Origin of the sequence: Streptomyces purpureus, from assembly GCF_014648195.1 — a bacterium.
GTDB classification, from domain to species: domain Bacteria; phylum Actinomycetota; class Actinomycetes; order Streptomycetales; family Streptomycetaceae; genus Streptomyces; species Streptomyces purpureus.
The window spans coordinates 1-25,795 of sequence record NZ_BMQQ01000045.1 but is presented as its reverse complement, the minus strand read 5'-3'; the positions used below and the strand labels follow the sequence as shown (position 1 = coordinate 25,795).

General features: G+C 71.7%; 25 protein-coding genes. 13 read left to right on the top strand and 12 right to left on the bottom strand.

Going from position 1 to position 25,795, the window contains the following annotated elements:
* Positions 1-40: 40 nt before the first annotated feature.
* The 3 genes from IEZ01_RS32625 to tyrS all read left to right on the top strand — a co-directional run bounded on the left by IEZ01_RS32625 (position 41) and on the right by tyrS (position 4,298).
* Positions 41-1,564 (top strand): TldD/PmbA family protein, encoded by a 1,524-nt coding sequence (locus IEZ01_RS32625; RefSeq protein ID WP_019885217.1) that lies wholly within the window; start codon positions 41-43, stop codon positions 1,562-1,564.
* Positions 1,561-2,955 (top strand): metallopeptidase TldD-related protein, encoded by a 1,395-nt coding sequence (locus IEZ01_RS32620; protein WP_189205350.1) that lies wholly within the window; start codon positions 1,561-1,563, stop codon positions 2,953-2,955. The genes IEZ01_RS32625 and IEZ01_RS32620 overlap by 4 nt, the downstream gene beginning before the upstream one ends.
* Positions 2,956-3,032: 77 nt before the next feature.
* The gene (gene tyrS, locus IEZ01_RS32615) at positions 3,033-4,298 is read left to right on the top strand and encodes a tyrosine--tRNA ligase (protein WP_189205348.1); all 1,266 of its coding nucleotides are present in this window, start codon (positions 3,033-3,035) and stop codon (positions 4,296-4,298) included.
* 118 nt (positions 4,299-4,416) lie between these two features.
* Here tyrS and IEZ01_RS32610 read toward each other — a convergent pair whose 3' ends face one another.
* Positions 4,417-4,692, bottom strand: a complete 276-nt coding sequence (locus tag IEZ01_RS32610) for a GlsB/YeaQ/YmgE family stress response membrane protein (protein WP_028797381.1) — start codon at positions 4,690-4,692, stop codon at positions 4,417-4,419.
* A 213-nt stretch (positions 4,693-4,905) separates the two neighbouring features.
* On the opposite strand from IEZ01_RS32610, the gene IEZ01_RS32605 reads away from it, so the two are divergent.
* Entirely contained in the window at positions 4,906-5,280 is a 375-nt protein-coding gene (locus tag IEZ01_RS32605) for a DUF3099 domain-containing protein (RefSeq protein ID WP_019885221.1), read from the top strand.
* 217 nt (positions 5,281-5,497) lie between these two features.
* Positions 5,498-5,767: a hypothetical protein gene (locus IEZ01_RS32600; RefSeq protein ID WP_019885222.1), complete on the top strand. Its 270-nt coding sequence runs from the start codon at positions 5,498-5,500 to the stop codon at positions 5,765-5,767.
* 9 nt (positions 5,768-5,776) lie between these two features.
* Here the strand turns inward: IEZ01_RS32600 and moaA are convergent, their stop codons facing one another.
* The 3 genes from moaA to IEZ01_RS32585 form a co-directional block, all read right to left on the bottom strand.
* On the bottom strand, positions 5,777-6,766 hold the full coding sequence (gene moaA / locus IEZ01_RS32595) for a GTP 3',8-cyclase MoaA (RefSeq protein ID WP_189205346.1): 990 nt from the start codon (positions 6,764-6,766) through the stop codon (positions 5,777-5,779).
* Between the two features lie 189 nt (positions 6,767-6,955).
* Entirely contained in the window at positions 6,956-8,584 is a 1,629-nt protein-coding gene (locus IEZ01_RS32590) for a monocarboxylic acid transporter (RefSeq protein WP_019885224.1), read from the bottom strand.
* Positions 8,581-8,946, bottom strand: a complete 366-nt coding sequence (locus IEZ01_RS32585; RefSeq protein WP_019885225.1) for a DUF485 domain-containing protein — start codon at positions 8,944-8,946, stop codon at positions 8,581-8,583. The genes IEZ01_RS32590 and IEZ01_RS32585 overlap by 4 nt, the downstream gene beginning before the upstream one ends.
* Before the next feature lie 268 nt (positions 8,947-9,214).
* On the opposite strand from IEZ01_RS32585, the gene IEZ01_RS32580 reads away from it, so the two are divergent.
* Entirely contained in the window at positions 9,215-10,750 is a 1,536-nt protein-coding gene (locus IEZ01_RS32580) for a S8 family peptidase (protein ID WP_189205344.1), read from the top strand.
* An 88-nt stretch (positions 10,751-10,838) separates the two neighbouring features.
* Entirely contained in the window at positions 10,839-12,131 is a 1,293-nt protein-coding gene (locus IEZ01_RS32575) for a CoA transferase (protein WP_019885227.1), read from the top strand.
* 50 nt (positions 12,132-12,181) lie between these two features.
* Here the strand turns inward: IEZ01_RS32575 and IEZ01_RS32570 are convergent, their stop codons facing one another.
* The 8 genes from IEZ01_RS32570 to IEZ01_RS32535 form a co-directional block, all read right to left on the bottom strand.
* Positions 12,182-13,225, bottom strand: a complete 1,044-nt coding sequence (locus IEZ01_RS32570) for a zinc-dependent alcohol dehydrogenase family protein (RefSeq protein WP_189205342.1) — start codon at positions 13,223-13,225, stop codon at positions 12,182-12,184.
* An 18-nt stretch (positions 13,226-13,243) separates the two neighbouring features.
* Positions 13,244-13,906 (bottom strand): lysoplasmalogenase, encoded by a 663-nt coding sequence (locus IEZ01_RS32565; protein ID WP_189205340.1) that lies wholly within the window; start codon positions 13,904-13,906, stop codon positions 13,244-13,246.
* The gene (locus tag IEZ01_RS32560; RefSeq protein ID WP_028797382.1) at positions 13,903-14,787 is read right to left on the bottom strand and encodes a sterol desaturase family protein; all 885 of its coding nucleotides are present in this window, start codon (positions 14,785-14,787) and stop codon (positions 13,903-13,905) included. Before IEZ01_RS32560 ends, IEZ01_RS32565 begins: the two co-directional genes overlap by 4 nt.
* Before the next feature lie 130 nt (positions 14,788-14,917).
* Positions 14,918-15,628, bottom strand: coding sequence for a VIT1/CCC1 transporter family protein (locus IEZ01_RS32555; protein ID WP_019885231.1), 711 nt, complete (start codon positions 15,626-15,628; stop codon positions 14,918-14,920).
* 24 nt (positions 15,629-15,652) lie between these two features.
* On the bottom strand, positions 15,653-16,894 hold the full coding sequence (locus IEZ01_RS32550; protein ID WP_189205338.1) for an amidohydrolase family protein: 1,242 nt from the start codon (positions 16,892-16,894) through the stop codon (positions 15,653-15,655).
* Positions 16,891-18,177, bottom strand: coding sequence for an amidohydrolase family protein (locus IEZ01_RS32545; RefSeq protein ID WP_019885233.1), 1,287 nt, complete (start codon positions 18,175-18,177; stop codon positions 16,891-16,893). The genes IEZ01_RS32550 and IEZ01_RS32545 overlap by 4 nt, the downstream gene beginning before the upstream one ends.
* A gap of 10 nt (positions 18,178-18,187) precedes the next feature.
* Positions 18,188-19,072, bottom strand: a complete 885-nt coding sequence (locus tag IEZ01_RS32540) for an SDR family NAD(P)-dependent oxidoreductase (RefSeq protein ID WP_019885234.1) — start codon at positions 19,070-19,072, stop codon at positions 18,188-18,190.
* Entirely contained in the window at positions 19,069-19,896 is an 828-nt protein-coding gene (locus IEZ01_RS32535; RefSeq protein ID WP_019885235.1) for an acetoacetate decarboxylase family protein, read from the bottom strand. The genes IEZ01_RS32540 and IEZ01_RS32535 overlap by 4 nt, the downstream gene beginning before the upstream one ends.
* A gap of 114 nt (positions 19,897-20,010) precedes the next feature.
* Between IEZ01_RS32535 and IEZ01_RS32530 the strand changes: the two genes are divergently transcribed.
* From IEZ01_RS32530 to IEZ01_RS32505, 6 genes are all read left to right on the top strand, one after another.
* The gene (locus IEZ01_RS32530) at positions 20,011-20,637 is read left to right on the top strand and encodes a TetR/AcrR family transcriptional regulator (protein ID WP_189205337.1); all 627 of its coding nucleotides are present in this window, start codon (positions 20,011-20,013) and stop codon (positions 20,635-20,637) included.
* 164 nt (positions 20,638-20,801) lie between these two features.
* A complete protein-coding gene (locus IEZ01_RS32525; protein ID WP_189205335.1) occupies positions 20,802-21,773 on the top strand; it encodes a DEDDh family exonuclease in 972 nt (323 codons plus the stop codon).
* A 54-nt stretch (positions 21,774-21,827) separates the two neighbouring features.
* A complete protein-coding gene (locus IEZ01_RS32520) occupies positions 21,828-22,061 on the top strand; it encodes a metallothionein (RefSeq protein WP_078513263.1) in 234 nt (77 codons plus the stop codon).
* A gap of 225 nt (positions 22,062-22,286) precedes the next feature.
* Entirely contained in the window at positions 22,287-23,087 is an 801-nt protein-coding gene (locus IEZ01_RS32515) for an SURF1 family cytochrome oxidase biogenesis protein (protein WP_189205333.1), read from the top strand.
* 46 nt (positions 23,088-23,133) lie between these two features.
* On the top strand, positions 23,134-24,918 hold the full coding sequence (locus IEZ01_RS32510; RefSeq protein WP_189205332.1) for a glycoside hydrolase family 15 protein: 1,785 nt from the start codon (positions 23,134-23,136) through the stop codon (positions 24,916-24,918).
* A gap of 4 nt (positions 24,919-24,922) precedes the next feature.
* Positions 24,923-25,678: an SDR family oxidoreductase gene (locus tag IEZ01_RS32505; RefSeq protein WP_019885241.1), complete on the top strand. Its 756-nt coding sequence runs from the start codon at positions 24,923-24,925 to the stop codon at positions 25,676-25,678.
* The last annotated feature ends 117 nt before the right edge of the window (positions 25,679-25,795 follow it).

Here is a 25,795-nt window from a genome sequence, read left to right as displayed (position 1 = left end):
CATGATCAGGGCGACCGGTCTCACACGACAGGAGACATTCGTGCCTCATTCCATCGACGAAGCCTTCACGGCGCTGCCGCTGCGGGCGCTCGCCGACGCGGCGCTCGCGCGGGCGCGCGCGCTCGGCGCCGAGCACGCGGACTTCCGCCTGGAGCGCGTGCGCAGCGCGTCCTGGCGGCTGCGCGACGCCAAGCCCTCGGGCTCCTCCGACACCACGGACCTCGGCTACGCGGTGCGGGTGGTGCACGGCGGCGCCTGGGGGTTCGCGTCCGGGGTCGACCTGACCATGGACGCGGCCGCGCGGGTCGCCGGGCAGGCGGTGGCGATGGCCAAACTCTCCGCCCAGGTCATCGCGGCCGCCGGGTCCGACGAGAGGGTGGAGCTGGCGGACGAGCCGGTGCACGCCGAGAAGACCTGGATCTCCTCGTACGAGATCGATCCGTTCGACGTCCCCGACGCGGACAAGAGCGCCCTGCTCGCCGACTGGAGCGAGCGGCTGCTGCGCGCCGACGGAGTGGCGCACGTGGACGCCTCGCTGCTCACGGTCCACGAGAACAAGTTCTACGCCGACACGGCGGGCACCGTCACCACCCAGCAGCGGGTCCGGCTCCATCCGCAGCTGACCGCGGTCGCCGTGGACGCGACGACCGGCGAGTTCGACTCGATGCGCACGATCGCGCCGCCGGTCGGCCGGGGTTGGGAGTACCTGACCGGTACGGGCTGGGACTGGGACACCGAGCTGGAGCAGATCCCCGGGCTGCTCGCGGAGAAGATGCGCGCGCCGAGCGTGCAGGCGGGGACGTACGACCTGGTGGTCGACCCGTCGAACCTGTGGCTGACGATCCACGAGTCGATCGGGCACGCCACCGAGCTCGACCGGGCGCTGGGGTACGAGGCGGCGTACGCGGGAACGTCGTTCGCCACCTTCGACCAGCTCGGGAAGCTCACGTACGGCTCGCCGATCATGAACGTGACCGGTGACCGGACCGCCGAGCACGGCCTTGCCACCATCGGCTACGACGACGAGGGCGTCCAGGCCCAGAGCTGGGACCTGGTCAAGGACGGCACGCTGGTCGGCTACCAGCTGGACCGGCGGATCGCCCGGCTGACGGGTCTCGGCCGGTCCAACGGCTGCGCGTTCGCGGACTCCCCCGGGCACGTGCCGGTGCAGCGGATGGCGAACGTCTCGCTCCAGCCGGACCCGGGCGGGCTCTCCACGGAGGACCTGATCGGCGGTGTGGAGCGCGGCATCTACGTCGTCGGCGACCGGTCGTGGTCGATCGACATGCAGCGCTACAACTTCCAGTTCACCGGTCAGCGGTTCTTCCGGATCGAGAACGGAAAGCTCGCCGGGCAGCTGCGGGACGTCGCCTACCAGGCGACGACGACGGACTTCTGGGGCTCGATGGAGAAGGTCGGCGGCCCCCAGACGTACGTCCTGGGCGGCGCCTTCAACTGCGGCAAGGCCCAGCCGGGCCAGGTCGCGGCGGTCTCGCACGGCTGCCCGTCGGCCCTGTTCCGGGGCGTCAACATCTTGAACACCACGCAGGAGGCGGGTCGATGACCTCTCGTACCACCAAGCCGCACGAGATCGTCGAGCGCGCCCTGGAGCTGTCCACCGCCGACGGCTGTGTCGTCATCGCGGACGAGCACTCCAGCGCCAACCTGCGCTGGGCGGGCAATGCGCTCACCACGAACGGCGTCACCCGCGGCCGTACGCTCACCGTCGTCGCCACCGTCGACGGCGCCCAGGGCACCGCCTCCGGTGTCGTCTCGCGCTCGGCCGTCACCGCCGACGACCTGGAGACGCTGGTGCGCGCCGCCGAGGCGGCCGCCCGCGCCGCCGGTCCCGCCGAGGACGCACAGCCGCTGGTGTCGGGCGTCCCGGCGGCGGACGACTTCACGGACGCGCCGGCCGAGACCTCCTCCGCCGTCTTCACGGACTTCGCCCCGGCGCTCGGCGAGGCCTTCGCCCGGGCCCGGGCCGGCGGCCGTGAGCTGTACGGCTTCGCGAACCACGAGCTGACCTCGACGTACGTGGGTACGTCGGCGGGGCTGCGGCTGCGCCATGACCAGCCCAACGGAACGCTGGAGCTGAACGCCAAGTCCCCCGACCGGTCCCTGTCGGCCTGGGCGGGGCGCGCGACGCGTGACTTCAAGGACGTGGACCCGGCCGCGCTCGACGCGGAGCTGGCGACCCGGCTCGGCTGGGCGGGCCGCCGCGTCGAGCTGCCCGCGGGCCGCTACGAGACGCTGCTGCCGCCGACCGCCGTGGCGGACCTGCTGATCTACCAGCTGTGGTCCTCGGCGGGCCGGGACGCGGTGGAGGGCCGTACGGTCTTCTCCAAGCCCGGCGGCGGCACCCGGATCGGCGAGACGCTCTCCCCGCTGCCGCTGACCCTGCGCAGCGACCCGCACGAGCCGGGCCTGGAGTGCGCGCCGTTCGTGGTGGCTCACGCGTCGGGCGACGACTCGTCCGTCTTCGACAACGGTCTGCCGCTGGCGCCGACCGAGTGGGTCCAGGGCGGCAAGCTGGAGCGTCTGACCACGACCCGGCACAGCGCCGGCCTGACCGGGCTGCCGGTGGCTCCCGGGATCGGGAACCTGATCCTGGACGGCGGCGGGGAGCGCTCGCTGGAGGAGATGGTCGCGTCGACCGAGCGGGGCCTGCTGCTCACCTGCCTGTGGTACATCCGCGAGGTCGACCCGGCGACGCTGCTGCTGACCGGGCTGACCCGGGACGGTGTCTATCTCGTCGAGAACGGCGAGGTGACCGGCGCGGTGAACAACTTCCGGTTCAACGAGTCGCCGGTGGACCTGCTGTCGCGGGCCTCGGAGGCGGGCCGTACGGAGAAGACGCTGCCGCGTGAGTGGAGCGACTGGTTCACCCGGGCCGCGATGCCGGCGCTGCGGGTGCCCGACTTCAACATGAGCTCGGTCAGCCAGGGCGTGTGACCCGCCTAGACTGACCGGGACACCTGTTTTCCCCGCGCCCATCGCGCACCATGACGCATACGAGGAGAGCGAAGATCGTGACGGACATCGTCGACGAGCTGAAGTGGCGCGGGCTGTTCGCCCTCTCCACCGATGAGGACGCTTTGCGCAAGGCTCTCGCGGACGGTCCCGTCACGTTCTATTGCGGCTTCGACCCGACCGCGGCGAGTCTGCACGTCGGGCATCTGGTGCAGGTGCTCACCATGCGCCGGCTCCAGCAGGCCGGGCACCGGCCGCTGGCGCTGGTGGGCGGGGCCACGGGCCAGATCGGCGACCCGCGGCCCACGGCCGAGCGCACGCTGAACGACCCGGAGACCATCGCGCAGTGGGTGGGCCGGCTGCGCTCGCAGATCGAGCCGTTCCTGTCCTTCGAGGGCGAGAACGCCGCGGTGATGGTGAACAACCTGGACTGGACCGCGGGGATGTCCGCGATCGAGTTCCTGCGGGACATCGGCAAGCACTTCCGGGTGAACAAGATGCTGACGAAGGACTCGGTCGCCCGGCGGCTGAACTCCGACGCCGGCATCAGCTACACCGAGTTCAGCTACCAGCTGCTCCAGGGCATGGACTTCCTGGAGCTGTACCGGCGCTACGGCTGCGTCCTGCAGACCGGTGGCAGCGACCAGTGGGGCAACCTCACCGCGGGTCTCGACCTGATCCACCGGCTGGAGCCGCACGCCTCCGCGCATGTGATCGCCACGCCGCTGATGACCAAGGCGGACGGCACCAAGTTCGGCAAGACCGAGGGCGGGGCCGTCTGGCTCGACCCGGAGATGACGACGCCGTACGCGTTCTACCAGTTCTGGCTGAACGTGGACGACCGGGACATCTCCACCTACATGCGCATCCTCTCCTTCCGGAGCGTCGCCGAGCTGGAGGAGCTGGAGCGGCAGACCGAGGAGCGTCCGCAGGCCCGTGCGGCCCAGCGCGCGCTGGCCGAGGAGCTGACGACGCTGGTGCACGGCGCCGACCAGTGCGCGGCTGTGATCAACGCCTCGAAGGCGCTGTTCGGCCAGGGTGAGCTGGCGGAGCTGGACGAGGCGACGCTGGCCGCCGCGCTCTCCGAGCTGCCGCACGCGCGCGTGGCCGAGCTCGGTCAGGTCGTGGACCTGTTCACCGAGGTGGGCCTGGCGCCGAGCAAGTCGGCCGCCCGGCGCACGGTGAAGGAGGGCGGTGCCTACGTGAACAACACGAAGGTGACCGCCGAGGACGCCGAGGTGGCGCGCGAGGAGCTGCTGCACGGGCGCTGGCTGGTGCTGCGCCGGGGCAAGAAGAACCTCGCCGCGATCCAGTTCACCGGCTGACCTGGTTTCACCGGGGAGCGATTCCGCCGTACGGCGGCGGCCCGGGTACGCGTCCGGACGCGTACCCGGGTCGCCGCCGTTCCTCGGGCGGAACCCGGGCCGGATCAGTGGCCTCGGGTCAGGTGCGTCTGCGGTTTCCTCTGATCGACGCCCACAGCATGTCGCCCACCCCGACGACGGCAACCGCGCCGATGAGCTGGAGCAGGTGCCGTGTCCAGTCGATTCCCTTGGTCTCGTTGACTCCGATCCAGGTCGCGACGGCGTTGCCGAGAATACTGCCGAGAATGCCGAACACGGTCGTCAGCCACAGTGGGATCTGCTGCTTGCCCGGGAGGATCGCCTTGGCGATCAGACCCAGGACCAGACCCACGATGATTGCCCACAACCAACTCATGTCGCCTCCTCATGCGGCGCGGTGTGCGCATGTGGGCCCAGTCTCGACCCGGCGGCCGTACCGCGCATGTCGGACACCTCCGGATGCGCTACGCCGTGGGCCGTTCGCCCGGCCGGACGTACCCCCTCTCGTCGGCGCGGGAGCGGCGGGCGTACCGTGGAACAAGGTCCGGAACGGGGAGAGTCCGGCGCGGATGTCGGGTGGTGGAGCACGATGCGCAAGCGTGGCGGAAGCGAGGTCTTCCGGATCACCGGAGCCCGTCAGGGTCTCGCCGACGATGTGCGTGGCCGGCAGCGCCGGTATGTGATCTCGATGTCCGTGCGGACAATCTCGGTGGTGCTGGCCGCCGTGCTGTGGAACGTCGAGCGCCATGTGGCGATCGTGGCGCTGGCGCTCGGAGTGCTGCTCCCCTACATCGCCGTGGTGATCGCGAACGCCGGCCGGGAGAACGCGCCGTCGCTCCCCTCGACGTTCGTACCGACGCCGGTACGGCCGATGCTGGGTGCCGGACCGGAGGACGAGAGCCGCCCGGCCGACGGCGAAGGCGCGGCCGAGGAGCGTCCGCGGGAGGCGCACAACCAGCGGTGATGCCGCCCCAGGGGGCGGCCGGGAAGGTCGGAGACGATCACCATCGGTCCGCAAAGCTCAAGAAAAGCTCAGATCAATCGTGAAGTTCCGGTGCACCGCACCCGGTTCGCCGTGACATACTGCGTACGCGCTCCGCATCCCCCGTCGGAGCGACGGACCGACGCCGGGCAGCTCCCCCCGTGGCTGCCCGGCGTCGCCATGTGTGGACAATGATCCGGTGAGTGACGAGACCCCGGAGACGAGCTCCGGCCACCCCGACGAGGCCCCGGTCTGTTCCGCGAAGGGCTGCCGTGCGGCCGCCGTGTGGGTCCTGGCCTGGAACAATCCGAAGCTGCACACTCCCGAGCGCCGTAAGACCTGGCTCGCCTGCGAGGAGCACCGCGAGCACCTCTCCCAGTTCCTGGGGGTGCGGGGCTTCCTCAAGGACGTGGTGACGCTCGCCGAGTGGGAGGGCCGTACGGACTCCGGGTCGGCCGCCGAGCGCTGACGTCGGGCGTCAGCCTCCGATCGCCGACATCGGGCGCTCCGGCTGGAGGAAGCTCGGGTCGTCCAGGCCGGATCCGGCCTTCTTGCCCCACATCGCGGCCTTCCATATGCGGGCGATCTCCTCGTCCGGCGCGTCGGAGCGCAGCGCCGCCCGCAGATCGGTCTCCTCCGTGGCGAAGAGGCACGTACGCACCTGGCCGTCGGCGGTGAGCCGGGTCCGGTCGCAGGCCCGGCAGAAGGGGCGGGTGACGGAGGCGATGACGCCGACGCGGTGGGGGCCGCCGTCCACGGTCCAGCGCTCGGCGGGGGCCGAGCCGCGGGCGTCGTCGCCTTCGGCGCTGAGGGTGAAGCGGGTGCGCAGCGACTCCAGGATGTCCCCGGCGGTGATCATGCCGTCGCGCTTCCAGCCGTGCTGGGCGTCGAGCGGCATCTGCTCGATGAAGCGGAGTTCGTAGCCGTGCTCCATGGCCCAGGCGAGCAGGTCGGGGGCCTCGTCGTCGTTGAGCCCGGGCATGAGGACGGCGTTGACCTTGACCGGGGTGAGGCCGGCGTCGCGGGCGGCGGCCATACCGTCCAGCACGTCGTGGTGGCGGTCGCGGCGGGTCAGGGTCTTGAAGACGTCGGGGCGCAGGGTGTCGAGCGAGACGTTGACCCGGTCAAGGCCGGCGGCCTTGAGGGCGGCGGCGGTGCGCTTGAGGCCTATGCCGTTGGTGGTCAGGGACATCTTGGGGCGCGGCTGGAGCGCGGCGCAGCGCTCGACGATGCCGACGAGGCCGGGGCGCAGGAGGGGCTCACCGCCGGTGAAGCGGACTTCGGTGATCCCGAGGTCGGTGACGGCGATGCCGATGAGCCGGACGATCTCGTCGTCGGTGAGCAGGTCGGGCTTGGCGAGCCACTGCAGGCCCTCTTCCGGCATGCAGTACGTGCAGCGCAGATTGCACCGGTCGGTGAGCGAGACACGCAGGTCGGTGGCCACGCGGCCGTAGGTGTCGACGAGCACTGGGTGCCCCCTCCCCGGTAACCGGAAATGTGTATGAGGTCGAGCCTACGTGAGAGCACCGACAACGACAGAGGCCCATTGCCACGAGGACCGGACCGGCCGGTTCGTAGAACTCTACGACGGGGCCGGCCGGCCGGTTTCGTACGGTGTCGGAGTCGGTGCACTCCGGGGTCGGTGCGCTGTCGGGGGTCAGTGGGCTCCGACGCCGGTGAGGGACTTGACCTCCAACTCCGCGTACTTGCCCTTGTCGGGCTCCTCCTTCGACAGCAGCGAGCCGACCCAGCCGAGCAGGAAGCCGAGCGGGATGGAGACCAGGCCCGGGTTCTCCAGCGGGAACCAGGCGAAGTCGACGCCCGGGAACATCGAGCTGGGCTTGGAGGAGACGACGGGCGAGAAGAGCACCAGGACGACCGAGGCAGTCAGGCCGCCGTAGATCGACCAGAGCGCGCCCTGGGTGGTGAACCTCTTCCAGAACAGGCTGTAGAGGATGGTCGGCAGGTTGGCGGAGGCGGCGACGGCGAAGGCGAGGGCGACCAGGCCGGCGACGTTGAGGTCGCGGGCGAGGGCGCCGAGCGCGATGGAGACGACGCCGATGAGGACGGTCGCCCAGCGGGCGGCGCGGACCTCCTCCTTCTCCGTGGCCTTTCCGCGGCGGATGACGTTGGCGTAGATGTCGTGCGCGAAGGACGACGAGGAGGCCAGGGTCAGTCCGGCGACCACCGCGAGGATGGTGGCGAAGGCGACCGCGGAGATGACCGCGAGCAGGATCGCGCCGCCGGTGGAGCCGGCGCCTCCGCCGATCTCCAGGGCGGCGAGCGGGGCCGCGGTGTTGCCCGCCTTGTTGGAGGCGACGATGTCGCTGTTCTTGAGCAGGGCGGCGGCGCCGAAGCCCAGGACGATCGTCATCAGATAGAACGCACCGATGATCCCGATGGCCCAGTTGACGGACTTCCGGGCTGCCTTGGCGGTCGGCACGGTGTAGAAGCGGATCAGGATGTGCGGCAGACCGGCGGTGCCGAGGACCAGCGCGATGCCCAGCGAGATGAAGTCGAGCTTGGAGACGCCGCTGACCCCGTACTTCAGTCCGGGCTCCAGGAAGGCGGTTCCCTTGCCGCTGTTGGTGGCGGCGGCGCCGAGCAGGTCGGAGAGGTTGAAGTTGAACTTCAGCAGGATGAGGAAGGTGATGAGGAGGGTGCCCGCGATGAGCAGGACGGCCTTGACCATCTGCACCCAGGTGGTGCCCTTCATACCGCCGATGGTGACGTACACGATCATCAGGACGCCGACCAGGGCGACGATGGCGATCTTGCCGCCGTCGCTGGTGATACCGAGCAGCAGCGAGACCAGGACACCGGCGCCGGCCATCTGAGCCAGCAGGTAGAAGATCGACACCACGATGGTGGAGGTGCCGGCGGCGGTACGGACGGGGCGCTGGCGCATCCGGTAGGCGAGGACGTCGCCCATGGTGAACCGGCCGGAGTTGCGCAGCGGCTCGGCCACCAGGAGCAGCGCGACGAGCCAGGCGACCAGGAAGCCGATCGAGTAGAGGAAGCCGTCGTAGCCGAAGAGGGCGATGGCGCCGGCGATCCCGAGGAAGGAGGCGGCGGACATGTAGTCGCCCGAGATGGCCAGGCCGTTCTGGAAGCCGGTGAACTGGCGTCCGCCGGCGTAGAAGTCGGCGGCGCTCTTGGTCTGGCGGCCGGCCCAGACGGTGATGAAGAGGGTCGCGACGACGAAGGCGCCGAAGAGGGTGATGATCAGCGGCCGGTGCTCGGAGGCGCTGCCGGCGGCCAGCAGGACGGTGGCGGGGGTGCTCATGCGTCGCCCTCCATACGGGACTTGATGGCCTCCGCCTTGGGGTCGAGCTTCTCGGCCGCGTGCCGTGAGTAGAGCCAGGCGATGAGGAAGGTGGTGAGGAACTGGCCGAGTCCGAGGACGAGGGCCACGTTGATGTTGCCGAAGAGCTTGGTGCCCATGAAGTCGCCCGCGTAGTTGGAGAGCAGGACGTACAGCAGGTACCAGGCGATGAAGGCCAGGGTCAGCGGGAAGGCGAAGGAACGGTACGTACGGCGCAGTTCGCCGAATTCCGCGCTCTCCTGCACCTCGACGAACGACTCGGTCGTCGGCTGCTCGGGGCGGGTCTCCGTACCGCCCGGGGGCGGCGGTGCATCGGTGGTCACGGAATCTCCTCGCGACGCGGGTGCGGTGGGCATGGACAAAGGGACCTCGCAGGGGGTGGGTGGCAGTGCCACCTTGATGGTGCTCCTCCCCTGCGCAACGGCACGGAGGGCGCGGCGGAGTGGTTCATCTTCGGCCTTTTTTCTTCATTGGGGTTTCTCAACTCATTGATGGGCCGTGATGATCGGCGATAGCTTCGCTCGTCATGCACCTGTCTACGCGCAAACGGGCGTGTGGACAGCTCTCGTACACGGATGATGTGGAGAACCCATGGCTCATCTGGGATCCAGACGCGGTCGCGTACTCGCGCTGCCCGCAGGTCTGGCGCTCACGGCCTCGCTCGGCTTCCTTCCCTCGGGTGCGGCCTCGGCCGCCCCGGTGGACGACACCCCGGCCGCCGTCGCTACGGACGGCCCGAAGCTGTCGTACGTCGTCAACGTGAAGGGCGGTCGCTCGACCGCCGCTTCCGTGAAGAAGGCGATATCCAGGGCGGGCGGCACGATCGTGATCGCCTACGACCGGATCGGCGTCATCGTCGTCCACTCCCAGAACCCGCAGTTCGCCCAGACGATCCGTCAGGTCAAGGGGGTCGAGTCGGCCGGTGCGACGCGCACCGCGCCGCTGTCGGTGCAGCGTGACACCTCGATCGGGGCGCAGGAGCAGCCGCTGACCTCCGCCGAGGCGAAGGCCGCGGCGGCGAAGGCCTCGGACGAGCAGGACCCCTTCGAGCCCCTCCAGTGGGACCTTCCGGCGATCAAGGCGGACAAGGCCCACCAGAAGTCGCTCGGCAGCGGCAAGGTCACCGTCGCGGTGATCGACACGGGCGTGGACGACACCCACCCCGACCTCGCGCCGAACTTCGACCGCGCCGCTTCCGCCAACTGTGTGACCGGCGCTCCGGACACCACTCCCGGATCCTGGCGTCCTGGTCCGCATGAGAGCGACCACGGCACGCATGTCGCCGGTACGGTCGCGGCCGCCAAGAACGGCGTCGGCATCACGGGCGTCGCGCCCGGTGTGAAGGTCTCCGGCATCAAGGTCTCGACCCCCGACGGCTTCTTCTACACCGAGGCCGTGGTCTGCGGGTTCATGTGGGCCGCCGAGCAGGGTGTGGAGGTGACCAACAACAGCTACTACACCGACCCGTGGCTGTACGCCTGCAAGAACGACGACGACCAGAAGGCGCTGGTCGAGGCGGTCACCCGGGCGTCGCGGTACGCCGAGCGCAAGGGCACGGTCAACGTCGCCGCGGCCGGCAACTCCCGTACGGACCTGGCCGCGGACGAGGTCACGGACACCTCCAGCCCGAACGACACGAACCCGGTGACCCGGGTGGTCAACCCGCAGGAGTGCCCGGACTTCCCGGCCATGCTGCCGGGTGTCGTCACGGTCTCCGCCACGGGTGCCAAGGGCCTGAAGTCGTCGTACTCGAACTACGGCCTCGGGGTCGTCGACATCGCGGCGCCGGGCGGCGACTCGACCCGCTTCCAGACGCCCGACGCGCCTGCCGTCAACGGTCTGATCCTCTCGACGCTGCCCGGCGGCGGGTACGGCTACAAGGCCGGTACGTCGATGGCGGCGCCGCACGCGGCCGGTGTCGTGGCACTCATCAAGTCCAAGCACCCGAAGGCCTCGCCCGCGCGGGTCAAGGAGATGCTGTACGACCAGGCCGATGCGAAGGCGTGCACCAATCCGTACGACATCGACGGCAACGGCACGGTCGACGCGGTCTGCGAAGGCGGGAAGTACGACAACGGCTTCTACGGCGCCGGCATGATCGACGCGCTGGACGCGGTGCGTAAGTAACGCGTCCGGCCAGGCAGACGGCGGGGGTCCGGTGTGGTGGGTCACACCGGACCCCCGTCGCGTGGCACTGGGTGCCATAGTGCCGGTCATGGAGACGACGGCACGCAGGGGCACGGAAGAGCTGTGGCGGATTCTCGACGGAGATCCCGCCCTCCTGGACCGGGTGGCCTACGGAGGACCGTCCGGGCTGCTGCCCGCACGGCTGCCCGTGATGGACCTGGCCCGGGCCACCGTCGCGGTCTGCGCGCTGGCGGCGGCCGAGCACGCGGGGCGCCCGGGCAGGGTCCTGGTGGACGACGGGGCGGTGGCGACCGCCTTCGTGAGCGAGCGTCACCTGCTGGTCGACGGGCGGCAGCCGGTCAACTTCGCGCCGCTGTCGCGGTTCTGGCGGGCGGCCGACGGCTGGGTCCGTACGCACGCCAACTATCCGCACCACCGGGCGGCGCTGCTCGCCGCGCTGGGCACGGCCGAGGACGTCACGGCGGCGGAGGCGGCGATCGCCGGGCGGACGGCGGCGGAGGTGGAGCGGGCGGTGTACGCGGCGGGCGGTCTGGCGGTCGCCCTGCGCACGGCCGAGGAGTGGGCGGCGCACGATCAGGGTGCGGCGGTCGCCGGACGGCCGCTGCTGACCCGGGAGCGGCTGGACGAGGCCGCGCCGAGGGCGCGTACGGGCCGGCCTTTGCGGGTGCTGGATCTGACCCGGGTCATCGCCGGCCCGGTCGCCACGCGGACGCTGGCACTGCTCGGCGCGGACGTGCTGCGGGTCGATCCGCCGGACAACCCCGAGCTGCCCGACCAGCACGCCGACACCGACTTCGGGAAACGCACGGTCGCCCTCGACCTGGAGCGCCCCTCGGACCGGCGGACGTTCGAGGAACTGCTCGACGGAGCGGACGTCCTGGTCACCGGCTATCGCCCGGGAGCGCTGGAGCGGTTCGACCTGGTCCGGCCGGGCCTGGTCGTGGCCCGGCTGTCCGCGTGGGGCGACTACGGCCCGTGGGGCGAGCGGCGCGGCTTCGACTCCCTGGTGCAGGTCGCGACCGGCATCGCCGACCTCGAAGGCACCTCCGAGCATCCGGGCGCGCTGCCCGCCCAGGCCCTGGACCACGGCACGGGCTACCTCCTGGCGGCCGCGGTCCTCCGCTCCCTGACGGAGCAGTCCGCCCAGGGCGGCACGCGTCTGATCCGCCTCGCCCTGGCTCAGACGGCCCACTGGCTCACGTCGATGCCCCGCTACAACCCCGGCGACTGGCTCCGCGAAACTCCCAGCCCGATCGGCCGCCTCCGCCACGCCGTCTCCCCCGTCAGGTACGAGGACGGACCGACGGAGTGGGCCCGGCCGCCGGGGGTGGCGGGCGGGGACGAGGCGGTGTGGGTTTAGGGAGTGGGGGTGGGGCAGGTGGGGCCGGTGGGGCCGCTCCTGCCGCCGGGCTACGGCTTGACGAGGACCTTCAGGGCCGTGCGGCCGTCCATCGCCTCGTAGCCGTAGGGGACGGAGTCGAGGCCGACCGTCAGGTCGAAGACCGGGGAGGGGTCGATCGTCCCGTCGAGGACGTCCGTGAGCAGCTCGGGAATGTACGCGCGGACGGGCGCGACCCCGCCGTGCAGCGCGATGTTGCGGTCGAACATCGTGGAGAGGTCCAGGCCCGTGCCGCTGCCGTGCGGGACGCCGACGTAGCCGATGGCGCCGCCGTCGCGGGTGATGGCGACGGCGGTGCGCATGGACTGCTCGGTGCCGACGGCCTCGATCACGGCGTGGGCGCCCTGGCCGCCGGTGAGCTCGCGGACGGCGGCCTCGGCGGCCTCGCCGCGTTCGGCGACGACGTCCGTGGCGCCGAAGGCGCGGGCGATGTCCGTACGCGCGCGGTGGCGGCCGAGCGCGATGATCCGCTCGGCGCCCAGGCGCCTCGCGGCGAGGACGCCGCACAGGCCGACGGCGCCGTCGCCGACGACGGCGACCGTCGTGCCGGGGGCGACCCCGGCGCCGAGCGCGGCGTGGTGGCCGGTGCCCATGACGTCGGAGAGGGCGAGGAGCGCGGTCAGCAGCCGGTCGTCGGAGACGGCGTCGGCCGGCAGTCTGACGAGGGTGCCGTCGGCGAAGGGCACCCGGACGGCCTCGCCCTGGCCGCCGTCGGAGCCGACGGAGCCCCAGAAGCCGCCGCGCGGGCAGGAGGTGTGCAGGCCCTCCCGGCAGTATTCGCAGCTGCCGTCGGACCAGACGAACGGCGCGACGACCAGGTCGCCCGGCCGGAAACCGGACACGTCCGAGCCGGTCTCCTCGACGACGCCGAGGAACTCGTGGCCGATGCGCTGACCTGGCTGCCGGGCCGATTCACCCCTGTACGCCCACAGGTCGCTGCCGCAGATGCAGGCGCGCAGCACGCGCACCACGGCGTCGGTGGCCTCCTGGACCACCGGGTCGGGCACGTCCTCCACGCGCATGTCGAACGGGCCGTGAATGGTGGTGGCGCGCATGGCGGGCGGTCCTTGCTGTCAGACGGCTGATCGTCTTTCACCGTACGCCTGGCCACCGGCAGCGGCGTGTCCGAGGCCGCCGAGCGCACCGTTCGTGAGCAGGACCTGCGCGGCGATGTACGTGAGCATGATCCAGAAGTCGGGGGCGGGGAGCTGGGGCCAGTCCGCGACCCCGGTGGCGATGAGGGTGTCGGAGAGCAGGAAGAGCGCTCCGCCCGCGCCCGCGGTGATCCCGAGGGCGCTCGCGCGGTAGGCCATGGCGGTGAGGAGCAGCGAGTACCCGGCGACGGGCACGCGCAGCTCGGCGGGGAGGTCGGGCCAGAGCAGCGCGACCGTGCCGACGAGCGCGGCGCCGTATGCGAGGCCGAGGGCCGGCGAGGTCCGGCCGCGGCCGAAGAGAACGAGGTAGCAGACGTGTCCGGCGGCGAAGGACCCCATGCCGACGAGGAAGGCCCACTCCGCGCCGGAGAGCAGGAAGACGTCGCCGCCCCAGCCGAACAGCAGCGCGGCGATCAGCAGCCTGGGCGCCCCGCGGGTGGCCGCGTACGCCGCGAGCAGCGGCATGAGCAGCGGCTTGGCGATCCGGTGGCCGAGCTCGGCCCCGGCGGCGAGGGAGCCGAGGTCGACGAGGACGGCGAGCGCGAAGGCGGCCAGGAGCAGCCGGGATGCCCGGGCGCTCACGCGGCCGGCTCCGCGGCGGGCGTACCCCCGGCGGCCCCGCCGTCAGGACCCGGCGCGGGCTGCCAGCCCGGCCCGCGGAAGACCCGCCCGGCACGCTCGCGCCAGGTGGTCGCGGCACGCACGTCGCGCGCGATGGCGGCGTATTCGTGAGTGGCGACGCGCAGGGGGTTGTAGGTGTTGATGTTCTTGGTGAGCCCGAAGACGGGCTTGTCGGTCTCGCCCACCCAGGACCCGAACATCCGGTCCCAGATGATCAGGATCCCGCCGAAGTTACGGTCCAGGTAGCCGCCCTGGGAGGCGTGGTGGACGCGGTGGTGGGAGGGGGTGTTGAGGACGTACTCGAAGGGCCGGGGCAGCTTCCCGACCCGCTCGGTGTGGATCCAGAACTGGTAGACGAGGTTGACCGAGTAGCAGAAGGCGATGGCCGCGGGGTGCACACCGAGGGCGATCATCGGGAGGTAGAACGGCCAGGAGGTCAGGCTGGTCCACGGCTGGCGCAGCGCGGTGGTGAAGTTGAACTTGCGGCTGCTGTGGTGCACCACATGACACGCCCACAGGATGCGGATGACGTGGTGGCCGCGGTGCTGCCAGTAGTAGAAGAAGTCCTGGGCGAGCAGCATCAGCGGCAGCGTCCACCAGAGGATGGGCACGCGCAGCGGCGTGAGCTCGTAGACGGCCGTGTAGATGGCGACGACCGGGATCTTCCAGAGGAAGTCGAAGACGAGGCTGCCGATCCCCATACCGAGGCTGGTGGCGGCGTCCTTGGCCTCGTATCCGGCGGCGTCCTCGTCGGGATGGAGTCGGTAGCTGACGATCTCGACGACCGTGAGCAGGACGAACGCCGGTATGGACCAGAGCACGACATCGGGCAGGTTCGGCATGCGAGCACGGTAGAGGCGGGCGTCGGCCACCGCTAGACGTTGTTACCAACAAGTATGCGAGACGACTTGTCAGCAACTTTTGGCACCTTCCACCAACGACGGACGTCATCAGTACGCCGTGCTCTGCCCCTCAGACCCCCGCCGCCCCCAGCAGTGACCCCGCCCCGTACGTCACCGCCATCGCCAGCGCCCCGCCGCCCGTGTTGCGCAGGACCGCGCGGCCGGGTGGGGCCGCGCCCAGGCGGGCGCTGTACCAACCGGTGAGGGCGAGGGCCGCCAGGACCGAGAGGACCGTGACCCAGAGGCGGACGGAGGGGGGTGGGAGGACCATCGCGAGGAGGGGGAGGAGCGCGCCCGCGGTGAAGGCGAGGAAGCTGGCGGCGGCCGCGTGCCAGGGGTTGGTGAGTTCGTCCGGGTCGATGCCGAGCTCCACGCGCGCGTGGGCCCGGAGCGCGTCGCGTTCGGTGAGTTGGACCGCGGCCTCGCGGGCGACGTCGGCGGAGAGGCCGCGGGCGGCCAGCAGGTCGGTGAGTTCCTGGAGTTCGGCCTCGGGCCGCTCGCGCAGTTCTCGCTTCTCCTGGGACAGGGCGGCCTTCTCCGAGTCGCGCTGGGTGGAGACCGAGACGTACTCCCCCGCCGCCATCGACATGGACCCGGCGAGGAGTCCGGCCAGGCCCGCCGTCAGGAGGGCCGCGCGGTCGTCGGTGGCGCCGGCGACGCCGACGACGAGGCCCGCGGTGGAGACGACGCCGTCGTTGGCGCCGAGGACCGCGGCCCGCAGCCAGTTGAGGCGTGAGCCGAGTGCTCCTCCATGGGCCTCGTCGTGCGTGGGTTCAGTCACCCGGGGAGGGTCTCACCCCGTCCCTCACCAGACACGGACCGACCCGCCCGGTGCGAACGCGGGGCTCGTCGCCGCCGCGGGGACCTCCTTGAGCGGCTCGGCGATCTCCTCGACCGTCGGCCCGTGGACGGCCGCGAGCCGGTCCAGGAGGGCCAGGTCGAAGCCGTAGACGCGCGCCGCGTTGCCCCCGGCCATCGCCGCGACCTCCTCCCGCGCGAGCCCCGCGTAGGCGATGCGGAGGCCTTCGCGGGAGTAGGGGGTGGTGCCCTCGTCGTGCGGGTAGTCGCAGCCCCACATGATCTTGTCGAGCCCGATCCGGTGCCGCAGCGGCACCTCGTGCGGGCGCATGAAGCTGGCGCCGACGCAGCAGTTGTCGCGCCAGACCTCGCTGGGGCCACGGCCCATCGACGCGGCCAGCCCCGCGCCGAACTTGGACTCCGCGGTGGCCGCCGTGGCGCCGACGGCCTTCGTCGCCGCCGCGACCAGCCGGTCGTGGTAGTAGTCCAGCATCTCGACCACCCCGGGGATCCAGCCCGATCCCTGTTCGGTCAGGACAAGTTTCAGGCCGGGATGGCGGCGGAAGGCACCGCCGAACATCAGGTGCCACAGGGCGCGGTGGGAGAACCACGTCGTCTCCACCATGAACACCGCCCGCGCGGCCGGTTCGTCGCCGAGCGGTGGTGACGCCGATCCGCCATGGTGGTTCACGGGGACGTCCAGCTCCTCGCAGACCGCCCAGATCGGGTCGTACGAGGCCGAGTAGAGCTCGGGCACACCGGAGCCGGGCGGGGCGCCAGGCAGCAGGATCCCGCCGGTCAGCCCCTCCGCCTTGACCCGGCGGATCTCCTTCACCGCCTCGTCGACGTCGTTGAGGAGGATCTGCGCGACGCCGGCCCGGCGGCCGGGGGCCAGCGAACAGAAGTCGGCGAGCCAGCGGTTGTGGGCGCGCAGCCCCGCCCAGCGCTGTTCGAACTCCTCCCGGGTGGGCGCCGGGGCCATCAGCGAGGCGGACGGGAAGAACGGCGGGATGGTGTTGGGGAAGACGACCTCGGCGACGATGCCGTCCGCGGCGAGCTCGGTGACCCTGCGCTCGGAGTTCCAGTTGCGGTCCGCTGTGTCGGCGAGCAGATCCTCGTACGGGTTGACGTACGTGGCCGCCCAGGCGTCGAAGTCGTCGTGGTGGCGCTTCTCCAGGTACGGCTTGTAGTCGAGAAGGTCCGCGCCGGCGTGGCAGTCGGCGGAGATGACGGTGTAACGGTCACTCATGGGGTCACCCCCAGGACGGGGAAGTCGTGGTCGGTCAGCCAGTGCCGGCCCACCTCGCGCGAGCGCGCCCAGGACGCCTCGACGGCCGTCTGGTCCGCGCTCTGGCCGAGGTCGGCCGGGGTCGGGCCGATCCGGCGGGCGACCGGGGCCAGAGCCTGTGTGTCGAAGCCGAAGACCTCCGCGGCGGCGAGGCCCAGCATCCGCCGGGTCTCCGCCACCGGGATGTCGTGGAACGTTTTCGCCAGCCACGCGCGCGTGTTGGGCCAGGTGCCCTCGGGGTGGGGGAAGTCGCTGCCCCACAGGATGTTGTCGACGCCGATCTCGTAGCGCTGGGCCAGCTCCCGCCGCTTGGTGTTGGTGGCGCAGATGAACACCTGCCGGTCCAGGTACTCGCTCGGCGGCCGCTTCAGCTCGGCGAACGGCGACAGCTTCTTGCCGCCGTGCGCGCCGAGGTAGAGCCGGTCCATGAACCAGAGCAGGTTGGGCAGCCACCAGCAGCCGGACTCGGCGACACCGAACCTCAGCCCGGGGTGCCGTTCGAAGACACCCGACCAGAGCAGGAACCACAGCGGCCGGGCCGGCCACCAGGTCACCTCGGAGACGTAGATCCCCAGGTGGTCGCCGTACTCCTCGCGCGGCGCCGCGCCCGAGTGGGTGACCAGCGGCATCCCGGTCTCGGCGGCGGCCGCCCACACCGGGTCGTAGCGGCGGTCGTGGTAGGGCTCCTTGTCCACCCACATGGAGGGGATCATCAGCGCCCCGAGCCCGGACTCCTTGGCCCGGTGGATCTCGGCGACGACCTTGTCGGTGTCCGCGGTGACGGGCAGCAGGGCGACCCCGCAGTGCCGCTCGGGATGCTCGCCGACGAACTCGGCGAGCCAGCGGTTGTGCGCCTGCGCGCCCGCCATGCCGAGCTCGGGGTCCTGGTCGCCGGAGAGGCCGAGCCCGACCCCGAAGGGCGCCGCGGTCTGGCTGTCGACGGCGTCCGCGTCGGGGAAGACGACCTCGGCGGCCACCCCGTCGCCGTCGAGCTCCTTGAGCCGCTGGGCGCTGTCCCAGCCGCCGCGCAGGCCTTCCTCGTTGTCGCTGAACCACTTCTCGGCGAAGGCCTCGTTGCGTACGCCGAGCCGGGTCATCGCCTCGCGGCGGGCGGCGCGGCCGGCGAGGAAGTCGTCGAAGTCGCGGTGGAAGCGGGCGTCGAGATAGGGCCGGTACCGCTCGGTGGGCAGCCCGGCGTGGCAGTCGGAGGAGATGATCAGATACGGGTCGTTCGGATCGGCCATGACGGCCCCCTCAGTCGAGAATGAAGCTCTCCAGGTACGACGGGTTGGCCCGCTCCAGCATCGACCGGGAGCGCGCCCTGATCTGGCGGTCGCTGTGCTCGCTCACCGGGAGCATCCAGAAGCGGTCGGCGCGGATGCCGTCGACGACGTGCTCGGCGACCTCCTCGACCGGGGTGAAGGCGACCTCGTGCCCGGCCTCCTTCATCGCCGCCTCCCACTGGTCGAGGCTGCGGTACGGGGTCCTGCGAGGCCGCTCCTTGGCGTAGCGGGCCGGCCTGTTGCGGTGCGACTCCCACAGGCCGGTGCGGAGCATGTGCGGGCCGGGGAAGAGGACGGAGGCCCCCACGCGCGCGTGCTCCGCCTTCAGGTGCGCGTACAGCGACTCGGTCATGGTGACGACGGCCGCCTTGGTGACGGCGTAGACGGAGGCGGTGGGCAGCGGGGCGATGCCGCCGTCGCCGGAGGAGGTGTTGACGACATGGCCCGGCTCGCCGCTCGCGATCATGCGGGGGACGAAGGCCTGGATGCCGTGGAAGACGCCCCAGACGTTGACGGAGAACGCCCACTTCCAGTCGTTGGGCTCGTGTTCCCACATCCGTCCCTCGGCGCCGGAGCCGACACCGGCGTTGTTGCACAGGACGTGCACGGCGCCGAAGGTGTCGTACGCGGCGGCCGCCAGGGCCGTGACCGCGTCCCGGTCGGAGACGTCGACCGTACGGGCGAGGACCTGGGCGCCGTCCCCGGCCAGCTCGTCCGCGGCCTGGCGCAGGGAGCCCTCCTCGACGTCCGCGAGGACGACGTTCAGGCCCTCGGCGGCGAAGCGACGGGCCATGGCGCGGCCGATGCCGCTCGCCGCGCCGGTGACGACGGCGGTCTGCCCCGCGGTCAGCTTCATCGGACGCCCTTCGTCCGGTGCCCTTCACGGACGCTGCCCTGCGGCGGTCCGTCGAGGATCTGCTGGGGATCGTCGTAGCGCTGGTGGATGTAGGGCAGGAGGGCCTGGGCGCTCACCCGCTCGACGACCCTGCCCTTCTGGTCGGTGGTCTTCTCCCCGATGGTGATCTCGACGAGGCGGCGTACGGGCAGATCGGCGACCGGGTCGTACATCGACTCACGCAGGACGACGTCACCGGTGACCTTTTCGAGCGCGCGCACCTTCTCGTTACGGACGCAGTGCACCAGGACCGGATCGGCGTCGAACCCGGAACCGTCCACGCCGGGCAGGAACTTGAAGTAGAAGTCGACCTTCTCGGTGGGCTCCGGCAGCGGCAGGGTCCCGGAGACCGCGCCGCGCACCTCGACGAAGGCGATGCCGTGGCGGGCCAGCGCGGCCCGTACGGTCAGTCCGTCGCGTTCGACGGTGACCTCGCCCAGTTTCTTCGGCTCGCCGAAGACCTCTCGGCCGCCGGTCAGCGCCCGCTCGTGGGTCATCGGCATCACCAGCGGATACCAGCCCCGCTGGTCGCCGTGGGCGGCGGCGACCGCGACGGATCCGGCGCCGAGCGGATAGCCGGGCAGGTCGACCTTGCTGATGTTCGCTCGCACCAGGGGCCGGTCGGTGGGCTTGAGCGGCGGCGGGAGGACCGCCGCGAGGGCGTCCGGGTCGGTCTCCCAGACCGCGACGACACCGGTGGACCAGATGTCGGGGAGCTTGGCGCTCGCGGTGCGCGCTGCGGCGATCTCGGCCTCGGTGCGCGCCCCGTACCGTACACGTGCCATATGACGTACCACCCTTCAGGGATTGAGGGGGATCGACGGCCTGTAACACAGTTACACCGGCACCGATGAGGGGTAAAGAGCCGTGCACGCACCGGAGTTGGGGGGCTGACACACATGGCACGCGCCGCACTCACCCGCGAAGAGGTGCTTCAGGCCGCTGCGGCGCTGGTGAAGCAGCACGGTCCGGCCGCGCTCACCATGCGCAAGCTCGCCGCCGAGCTGGGCACGGCCGTCACCTCGATCTACTGGCACGTGGGCAACCGCGAGTCGCTCCTCGACGCGCTCGTGGCGCGGACGGTCGCCGATCTGGGCGTCGTCGCCGCGCGCGGCCGCACCCCCGCCGAGCGGATCGTCTCGGTCGCCCGGGGCCTGCGGCGGGATCTGCGCGAGCGTCCGCATCTGGTCGCGATGGTGCACGAACGCGGCCTGACGGAGCGGATGTTCCTGCCGGTCCAGCGCTCGCTGGTGCACGAGGTGCACGCGGCCGGGCTGCGCGGCGCGCGCGCCGCCGACGCCGTCCGCGCGGTGCAGTTCCATGTCGTCGGCTTCGTCCTGGTGGAGCGCAACCGGGAACGGGCGCCGGTGCAGTCTCCGGGAGAGCAGGATCTGTGGGACGCCGAGACGGGCGAGCAGGACCCGGCGCTGGCCCGCTCGCTGGGCGGGCCGGTCGACGCCGACCGGCTCTTCACCCGGTCGACCCGGGCGCTCGTGGCCGGCCTGCTCACCGCCGACGCTCCCTGACCGGGCCTGACCCCGGCGCCCGGCCCGGTCGGTGCCGACCGGGCCGGGCGTCAACTCCCTTACCACGCGCGCCGCCGGGCCGGTGACCGGGTCAACACGGGGGCGGGCGGCGGGCCCGGGGCGGGCTCCGGGGGCGTCGATGTCAGTGGCGGCCCGTATTCTCTGTGACCATGCTCGACGACCTGACGACAGCGACGTGGCCGGCCGCCTACCCACAGGGGTACGCGGTCGTCGACGTGGAGACCACCGGACTCGCTCGCGACGACCGGATAGTGTCCGCCGCCGTCTACCGGCTCGACGCCCAGGGCAATGTCGAGGACCACTGGTACACGCTGGTCAACCCGGAGCGCGACCCGGGCCCGGTGTGGATCCACGGGCTCACCACGGACGTACTGGAAGACGCCCCGCTCTTCGGGGAGATCGCCGCCGAGTTCTCGGAGCGGCTCGACGGCCGGGTGCTCGTCGCCCACAACGCCATCTTCGACTGGTCGATGATCGCCCGGGAGTACGCCAGGGCCGAGCGGACCGCGCCGACCCGGCAGCGGCTGTGCACGATCGCCCTTTCCAAGGAGCTGGCGCTGCCCCTGCCCAACCACAAGCTGGAGTCGCTCGCCGCGCACTTCGGCGTCGTGCAGCAGCGCGCGCACAACGCCCTCGACGACGCGCGCGTGCTGGCGGAGGCGTTCCGGCCGAGCCTGCACACGGCGGCCGAGCGGGGCGTAAGGCTGCCGCTGCTGGAGTGCCGGCCGCTCACCGAGTGGGCGGCGGCCCCGGCCACGCCCCGGATCGGGTACCAGGCGTCGTACCGGCACAACAGCTGGCGGCCCTCGCGGAAGCGGCCCCCGTGCCCGTACCCCAACCCCGGGCGCTACGAAGCGGACAAACCGCTCAAACAGGGCATGCGGGTGGCGTTTTCGGGTGACACCTCGATCGACCGCGAGCTGCTGGAGGACCGGGCCGTCGAGGCGGGTCTCCATGTCGCCACCAGCGTCTCCCGCCTGACGAGCCTGCTGGTCACCAACGACCCCGACGCGGCCACCTCCAAGACGCTCAAGGCGAGGTCGTTCGGCACGCCGGTGGTCGACGAGGCCGCCTTCACCCAGCTGCTGCGGGACGTCGCCCCGGCAGACGGGTGACCGGCCGGGCGTGCCGCCCGTCCTTCGTCCGCCGGGCATCGCACCCTGTGGCGCATGGCACGTTGCGAGGTCTGCGGAAACGACTACGGCATGTCCTTCGAGGTGCACGCGCAGGGCGCGGTGCACGTCTTCGACTGTTTCTCCTGCGCCATCCACCGCATGGCGCCCATCTGTGAGCACTGTCGCGTCCAGATCATCGGCCAGGGCGTCGAGGTCGAGGGGCAGTGGTTCTGCGGCGGGCACTGCGCCCGCGCGGAGGGGAAGGCGGGCATCGTCGACCACGTCTGAAGCATCGGCCGGCACCCGGCGGCGCAGGCCGAAGACGCCCGCCGGCACCCGGGCGCCCGGCGCCCGGCCGAGGACGCCTGCCGGCCCCGACGGCGCCGGGCCGAGGACACCCGCCGGCCCTCCCTCACGGCCCCCGTCGCCACCCGGCGGCCTTCCCCCCGCCCCCGGCCACATCCCCCGAACCCCCGTGCGTGCACCCCGCGACCCGAGTTGTACCGTCGTGGGGTGTACCGCTTCCTGTTGTCCCGGCAGTGGGTGATTCTCACCCTCATCGCCCTCGTGCTCATCCCGACGATGGTCGAGCTGGGCTTCTGGCAGTTCCACCGGCACGAGAAGCGGGTCGCGCAGAACGCGCTGATCGCCGGAAACCTGCGGGCCGAGCCCGTCCCGGTCACCGCACTCACCTCTCCCGGCCACACCGTCCCCCGCGCCGACTACTGGCGCCGGGTCACCGCCACCGGCACCTTCGACACCGCGCACGAGGTCGTCGTACGCCGCCGCACCTCCGCCTCGGACAAGGTCGGCGTGCACGTCCTGACCCCGCTGCTCCTCAAGGACGGCCGCGCGGTCCTGGTCAACCGCGGCTGGATCCCCGCCGCCCCGAACCAGATGGCCTTCCCGGAGGTGCCGCCCGCCCCCCGCGGCGAGGTCACGGTCACCGGCCGCCTCAAGGCCGACGAGACCACCAGCGCCAGCGGCATCAAGGACCTGCGCGGTCTGCCGCCCCGCCAGATCATGCTCATCAGCAGCGGACAGCAGGCGAAGGCACTGGGCCGGCAGGTCCTCGGCGGATACATCGAGCAGACCTCCCCCGAACCGGCCGCCGAGACACCCGAGCTGATCCCCGAGCCCGACCACGACTCCATCGGCGCGCACATGGCGTACGCAGTGCAGTGGTGGCTGTTCGCCGCGGGCGTGCCCGTCGGCTGGGTGATCCTCGTCCGGCGTGAGAAGCGCGACCGCGAGGAGGCAGCCGCGGCCCCGCGTGCCCCGCAGGCCCCCGAACCGGCGCCCTCCGCGCCGTAAGAACGCTTCTGCTTAGTCCCCGCCCCGACCGGGAACACGCCAGAGCGTGACGCAACGCATCGAGGACTACGCCCTCATCGGGGATCTGCAGACGGCCGCGCTCGTCGGCAAGGACGGGTCGATCGACTGGCTGTGTCTGCCGCGCTTCGACTCGGCCGCCTGTTTCGCGGCCCTCCTCGGTGACGAGAACAACGGCCACTGGCGGATCGCCCCCAAGGGCGCCGGCGTCTGCACCCGACGCGGCTACGTCGGCGACTCCCTCGTCCTGGAGTCGCTCTGGGAGACCCGCACCGGCACGGTGCGGGTCCTCGACTTCATGCCGCAGCGCGACGTGGCCCCCGATGTCATGCGGATCGTGGAGGGGGTCAGCGGCCGGGTGGAGATGAGCTCCGTGCTCCGGCTGCGCTTCGACTACGGATCCATCGTGCCGTGGGTGCGGCGCACCGACGGCCGGCGGGTGGCGATCGCCGGCCCCGACTCCGTATGGCTGCGCAGCGAGCCGGAGGTGAAGACCTGGGGGCAGCAGAACGCCACCTGCTCGTCCTTCACCGTCGAGCCGGGCGAGAAGGTGGCGTTCGTCCTGACCTGGCATCCCTCGCACGAGCCGCGCCCCGAGCTGCTCGACCCGTACGAAGCGCTGGAGCACTCCCTCGCCGACTGGAAGGAATGGGCGGGCCGCTGCCGCTACGAAGGGCCCTACCGGGAAGCCGTGCTGCGCTCCCTGATCACTTTGAAGGCGCTGACCTACGCCCCCACCGGCGGGATCGTCGCCGCACCGACCACTTCCCTGCCGGAGGAGATCGGCGGCGTGCGCAACTGGGACTACCGCTACTGCTGGCTGCGCGACTCCACCCTGACCCTGAACGCGCTGCTCGCCGCCGGCTACACCGACGAGGCGCGGGCCTGGCGCGACTGGCTGCTGCGGGCGGTCGCCGGCGACCCGGCCGACCTGCAGATCATGTACGGGCCCGCCGGGGAACGCCGGCTGCCCGAGACGGTCCTGCCATGGCTGCGCGGCTACGCGGGATCGGCTCCCGTACGCATCGGAAACGCGGCCGTGAACCAGCTCCAGCTCGATGTCTACGGCGAGGTCATCGACTCGATGTACCAGGCGCGCGAGGCCGGCCTGATGTCCGAGACGCACGCCTGGAGTCTCCAGCTCAGCCTGCTGGGGTTCCTGGAGTCGACCTGGCGCGAGCCGGACGAAGGACTGTGGGAGGTGCGCGGTCCCCGGCGCCACTTCACCCACTCCAAGGTGATGGCCTGGGTCGCGGCGGACCGTGCCGTGCGCACCCTGGAGGCCGATCCGTCGCTCCCGGGCGACCCGGCCCGCTGGCGGGCGATGCGGGAGGAGGTGCACCGGGAGGTCTGCGCGAAGGCGTACGACCCCGACCGCAACACCTTCACCCAGTTCTACGGCTCACGGGAGCTGGACGCGGCGACCCTGCTCATCCCCCGGGTCGGGTTCCTGCCGCCGGACGACCCGAGGGTGGTGGGGACGATCGACGCGGTACGGGAAGAGCTGGGCCACGGCGGGCTGGTCCGCCGCTACTCCACCGAAGGCCTGCCGGTGGACGGGCTGCCCGGCCAGGAGGGGGCGTTCCTCGCCTGCACCTTCTGGCTGGCGGACGCGCTGCTGATCACGGGGCGGGCGGACGAGGCCCGGGAGCTGTTCGCACGGCTCCTCGCGCTCCGCAACGACGTGGGGCTGCTCGCCGAGGAGTACGAGCCGGTGACGGGCCGCCAGCTGGGCAACTTCCCGCAGGCGTTCAGCCATATCGGTCTGGTGGGAACGGCCCTCGCGCTGGCGGGGGACGAGACGGCAGGATAGGTCCATGGATCTTGGACTGAAGGACCGTGTCTATGTCGTCACCGGAGCCACCCGGGGACTGGGCCGCGCCTCGGCGCAGGCGCTGACCGCCGACGGCGCGAAGGTCGTGATCACCGGCCGGGACGAGAAGTCGGTGGCCGACGCGGCCGCGGAGCTGGGCCCGAACGCCGTCGGTGTCGCGGCGGACAACGCCGACCCGACGGCGGCGGAGCGCGTGATCACCAAGGCTCGTACCGAATTCGGCCGTTTCGACGGGATTCTGGTGAGCGTGGGCGGACCGGCTCCGGGGTTCGCCGGAGACAACACCGACGACCAGTGGCAGACGGCGTTCGAGTCGGTGTTCCTGGGCGCGGTACGGATGGCCCGCGTCGCGGCCGAGTCGCTCACCGAGGGCGGTGTGATCGGCTTCGTGCTGTCCGGCTCGGTGCACGAGCCGATCCCGGGGCTGACGATCTCCAACGCCCTGCGTCCGGGGCTCGCCGGTTTCGCCAAGTCCCTCGCCGACGAACTCGGCCCGCGCGGGGTGCGCGTGGTCGGCCTGCTGCCGGCCCGCATCGACACGGACCGGGTCCGCGAACTCGACGCCCTCTCCGGCGACACGGCCGCGTCCCGCGCCGCCAACGAGTCCCGCATCCCGCTGCGCCGCTACGGCACCCCGGAGGAGTTCGGCAACACGGCCGCGTTCCTGCTCTCCCCGGCGGCGTCCTACCTGACGGGCGTCATGATCCCGGTGGACGGCGGGGCGCGACGTAGCTTCTGAGGTTCGGGCGGGGGTGGCTCGGGGCGCCGGTACTGCGGGTACGGGCCGGGGCCCGTGGAAACGCCGGTGCTCCGGGTACGGGCCGGGTACTGCGGAACGGGCCGGGGCCCATGGGAA

Coding starts and splice junctions, on each gene's coding strand:
- IEZ01_RS32520 (WP_078513263.1), top strand. CDS start 21,828: ATGGCACGTTGCGAGGTCTGCGGAAACGACTACGGCATGTCCTTCGAG.
- IEZ01_RS32540 (WP_019885234.1), bottom strand. CDS start 19,072: ATGAAGCTGACCGCGGGGCAGACCGCCGTCGTCACCGGCGCGGCGAGC.
- IEZ01_RS32530 (WP_189205337.1), top strand. CDS start 20,011: ATGGCACGCGCCGCACTCACCCGCGAAGAGGTGCTTCAGGCCGCTGCG.
- IEZ01_RS32580 (WP_189205344.1), top strand. CDS start 9,215: ATGGCTCATCTGGGATCCAGACGCGGTCGCGTACTCGCGCTGCCCGCA.
- IEZ01_RS32545 (WP_019885233.1), bottom strand. CDS start 18,177: ATGGCCGATCCGAACGACCCGTATCTGATCATCTCCTCCGACTGCCAC.
- IEZ01_RS32550 (WP_189205338.1), bottom strand. CDS start 16,894: ATGAGTGACCGTTACACCGTCATCTCCGCCGACTGCCACGCCGGCGCG.
- IEZ01_RS32575 (WP_019885227.1), top strand. CDS start 10,839: ATGGAGACGACGGCACGCAGGGGCACGGAAGAGCTGTGGCGGATTCTC.
- IEZ01_RS32505 (WP_019885241.1), top strand. CDS start 24,923: ATGGATCTTGGACTGAAGGACCGTGTCTATGTCGTCACCGGAGCCACC.
- IEZ01_RS32605 (WP_019885221.1), top strand. CDS start 4,906: ATGCGCAAGCGTGGCGGAAGCGAGGTCTTCCGGATCACCGGAGCCCGT.
- IEZ01_RS32535 (WP_019885235.1), bottom strand. CDS start 19,896: ATGGCACGTGTACGGTACGGGGCGCGCACCGAGGCCGAGATCGCCGCA.
- IEZ01_RS32570 (WP_189205342.1), bottom strand. CDS start 13,225: ATGCGCGCCACCACCATTCACGGCCCGTTCGACATGCGCGTGGAGGAC.
- IEZ01_RS32620 (WP_189205350.1), top strand. CDS start 1,561: ATGACCTCTCGTACCACCAAGCCGCACGAGATCGTCGAGCGCGCCCTG.
- IEZ01_RS32560 (WP_028797382.1), bottom strand. CDS start 14,787: ATGCCGAACCTGCCCGATGTCGTGCTCTGGTCCATACCGGCGTTCGTC.
- IEZ01_RS32610 (WP_028797381.1), bottom strand. CDS start 4,692: ATGAGTTGGTTGTGGGCAATCATCGTGGGTCTGGTCCTGGGTCTGATC.
- IEZ01_RS32590 (WP_019885224.1), bottom strand. CDS start 8,584: ATGAGCACCCCCGCCACCGTCCTGCTGGCCGCCGGCAGCGCCTCCGAG.